The following is a 3,057-nucleotide window of genomic DNA, read 5'->3' as shown; positions in this document are numbered from 1 at the left end:
CCACTACCGCGCCCTCCGACCAACATTGCTTACACACCGCGCGCACCGCCGCTCCCCGCGCGCCCGCCACGCCCCGCGGGCGTGCGTTCCCCCCCGGCCCGAGCCGCGGCGACGCCACCCCCGCATTCTCACCGCCGCGCGCACTCCGCGTCATGGCCTGTGGACAACTGACGGCGTTTCGCCCCGGCGGGTGATCTCCGCCCGCCCGCGTCCGGGCAGCACGAAGCCGGGTACGGGACGTGTGTCCCGTACCCGGCGATGGTGCGGGGTCAGCGCTGGGGGAAGATCTCCCGCAGCAGACCGGTGGTGACGTCGAACACAAAGCCGCGGACGTCGTCCTTGTGGAGCAGGAACGGCGAGGTGCGCACCCGTTCCATCGACTGGCGGACGTCCTCGTCGAGATCCTTGAACGCCTCGACGGCCCACGTGGGGCGCTGGCCGACCTCGGCTGCCAGATCGTGGCGGAAGTCCTCGGTGAGGCCCAGCAGACCGCAGTCGGTGTGGTGGATGAGCACCACCGAGCGGGTGCCCAGCGCGCGCTGGCTGATGGTCAGGGAACGGATGATGTCGTCGGTGACCACCCCGCCCGCGTTGCGGATCGTGTGGCAGTCACCGAGCTCCAGGCCGAGCGCGGCGTGCAGGTCGAGGCGGGCGTCCATGCAGGCCACGACAGCGACGTTGAGGACCGGCCGGGCATCCATGCCGGGGTCGCTGAACGCGTCGGCGTACCGCGCGTTGGACGCGACGAGGCGGTCGGTGACGGTGGTCCCGGCGGGCGCGGCGGTGTCGTCGGCGGCCGGGGACGGCGACTGAGAGGCAGATATGGACATGGCCTCACCGTAGCCCCGGCCGCCGGATCAGGCCGCACCTGGGAGCGGGCGCAGCGGGTGACATCACCCTTTGTGACGTAATCCACATGGAGCGTTACGGTGCCCCGTACGGGTGACCGGAGGCCCGAACGGCGGCTCCGGGACGCGCGGAACCGGTTGATTGACCGGGGAAGGCGGTGGACTAAAGTGGCGCGAAGTGGGAGGCGTGACGCTCTCCTCGGTCCCCGAAGCCCTCGCGTGTCCACCACACGTACGGCTCGGCCTCCTCCCGCTCCCAGCGGCCTTCCGACGCCAATTCCCCGTCGCCGGAGAGCCACTTCCCCTTCAGAGCGGGCGGGGACCAAGCGGTACGTGCGGCACCCCGCCAGCGGCCGGGGACCCACCTGCCGCTCACCCATCGGAAGGCTTATGAGCGAGCGCAGCGAGCGAATCAGAAAGAGGTGCGCCCGCCCCGGATGCGGGTCCGCCCGGCGAAGCGGGGTCCGCGCATGAGCGGCAACACTCGCCACGTCCCCGTCATGCTCCGGCGCTGCCTGGACATGCTCGCCCCCGCCCTCGCCGAGCCCGGCGCCGTCGTCGTCGACTGCACCCTCGGCCTCGGCGGCCACAGCGAGGCCCTGCTCACCACCTTCCCCGCGGCCCGGCTCATCGCCCTCGACCGCGACCCGTCGGCGCTGCGCCTGGCCGGTGAACGGCTCGCCCCGTACGGCGACCGCGCCACCCTGGTGCACGCCGTCTACGACGAACTCCCCGAGGTCCTCGACCGCCTCGGCGTGCCCCGGGTCCAGGGCGTCCTCTTCGACCTCGGCGTCTCGTCCATGCAGCTCGACGAGGCCGACCGCGGCTTCGCGTACGCCCAGGACGCGCCGCTGGACATGCGAATGGACCAGACGACCGGCATCAGCGCCGCCGAGGTCCTCAACACCTACGCCCCCGGGGAGCTGGTGCGGATCCTGCGCTCCTACGGGGAGGAGAAGCAGGCCAAGCGGATCGTCGAGGCGGTGGTGCGCGAGCGGGCGAAGGAGCCGTTCCGTAACAGCGCCCGGCTCGTCGAGCTGATCCGTGAGGCGCTGCCGCAGGCCGCCAAGCGGCACGGCGGCAACCCCGCCAAGCGCACCTTCCAGGCGCTGCGCATCGAGGTCAACGGCGAGCTGGCGAGCGTGGAGCGGGCCGTGCCCGCCGCGGTGAAGGCGCTGGCGGTCGGCGGCCGGATCGCGGTCCTCGCCTACCAGTCGCTGGAGGACCGGATCGTCAAGCAGGTCTTCGCCGCCGGTGCCACCAACACCGCGCCGCCCGGCCTGCCCGTCGTGCCCGAGCAGTACCAGCCGCGTCTGAAGCTTCTCACCCGGGGCGCCGAACTCCCCACGGAGGAAGAGGTCGCCGAGAACCGGCGGGCGGCCCCGGCCCGGCTGCGCGGCGCCGAACGCATCCGCGAGGACATCGCGTGACCCCCCGGGGGCGTTCGCCGAAGGGGCCCTCCCGCCTCGCGGCACTGTTCCCCGGCGGGAGCAGTTCCGCCGCGCGAACGCCCTTCGTCCTGCTGGTCGTCGTCCTCCTCGGCTCCGGTCTGCTCGCCCTGCTGCTGCTCAACTCGGCGCTCAACCAGGGTTCGTTCGAGCTGAGCCGGCTGGAGAAGCAGACCGGTGAGCTGACGGACGACCAGCAGGAACTCCAGCAGGCCGTGGACGCGGTCTCCGCGCCGGGCGCCCTCGAACGCCGCGCCCGGGAACTGGGCATGGTGCCGGGCGGCAACCCGGCGTTCCTCGCCCCGGACGGCACGGTCCGCGGCAAGCCGAGCGAGGCGACGGAGGAGCCGCACCCCCTGCACGCCCCGGCCGGGCCGTCGCTCCCCGGAGCGCTCGGCGCCTTCGCCGCCCAGGGCGCCCACGCGCCGGCCCCGGGCGCCCCGGGGACCGCACCCGCCGGTGCCCCGGCCGCACCGGGCGCCGCCGGTGCCCCCGCGCCGTCCGCCCCGCCCCGCCCGCCCGGCTCACCGGCCCCGGCCGGTTCCGCGGCACCGGCCGCCCCGTCGCCCGCCGCGGCCGTCCCCGCCCCGACAACCTCCGGCAGGTGAACCCGGTGACGTACCAGGCCCCCCAGCCGTACGACGCAGGAGCGCCCCGGCCCCCCGCGGCCACGGGCACCGGCGTCCCGCACCGGAGGGCCGCGTCATGACCGCGCCCAAGGACCCCCGGCGCCGCGTGCCGCGCCCCGCGCAGAGCGGCGG

At 74.6% G+C, this 3,057-nt stretch carries 3 protein-coding genes; 2 read left to right on the top strand and 1 reads right to left on the bottom strand.

All coding sequences use genetic code 11. From position 1 onward, the window contains the following. Positions 1-269 precede the first annotated feature (269 nt). A complete protein-coding gene (locus ACFWWQ_RS22050) occupies positions 270-830 on the bottom strand; it encodes a beta-class carbonic anhydrase (protein WP_384598667.1) in 561 nt (186 codons plus the stop codon). 488 nt (positions 831-1,318) lie between these two features. On the opposite strand from ACFWWQ_RS22050, the gene rsmH reads away from it, so the two are divergent. Together rsmH and ACFWWQ_RS22040 are read left to right on the top strand one after the other, a co-directional pair. After that, the gene (rsmH, locus tag ACFWWQ_RS22045) at positions 1,319-2,278 is read left to right on the top strand and encodes a 16S rRNA (cytosine(1402)-N(4))-methyltransferase RsmH (protein WP_384598664.1); all 960 of its coding nucleotides are present in this window, start codon (positions 1,319-1,321) and stop codon (positions 2,276-2,278) included. Beyond that, positions 2,275-2,904 (top strand): septum formation initiator family protein, encoded by a 630-nt coding sequence (locus tag ACFWWQ_RS22040; RefSeq protein WP_384598662.1) that lies wholly within the window; start codon positions 2,275-2,277, stop codon positions 2,902-2,904. The genes rsmH and ACFWWQ_RS22040 overlap by 4 nt, the downstream gene beginning before the upstream one ends. The last annotated feature ends 153 nt before the right edge of the window (positions 2,905-3,057 follow it).

Origin of the sequence: Streptomyces sp. NPDC059080 (assembly GCF_042739975.1) — a bacterium.
GTDB classification, from domain to species: Bacteria; Actinomycetota; Actinomycetes; order Streptomycetales; family Streptomycetaceae; genus Streptomyces; species Streptomyces benahoarensis.
Note: the sequence above shows the minus strand (reverse complement) of the source record. Positions and strands in the feature narration are given on the sequence as shown.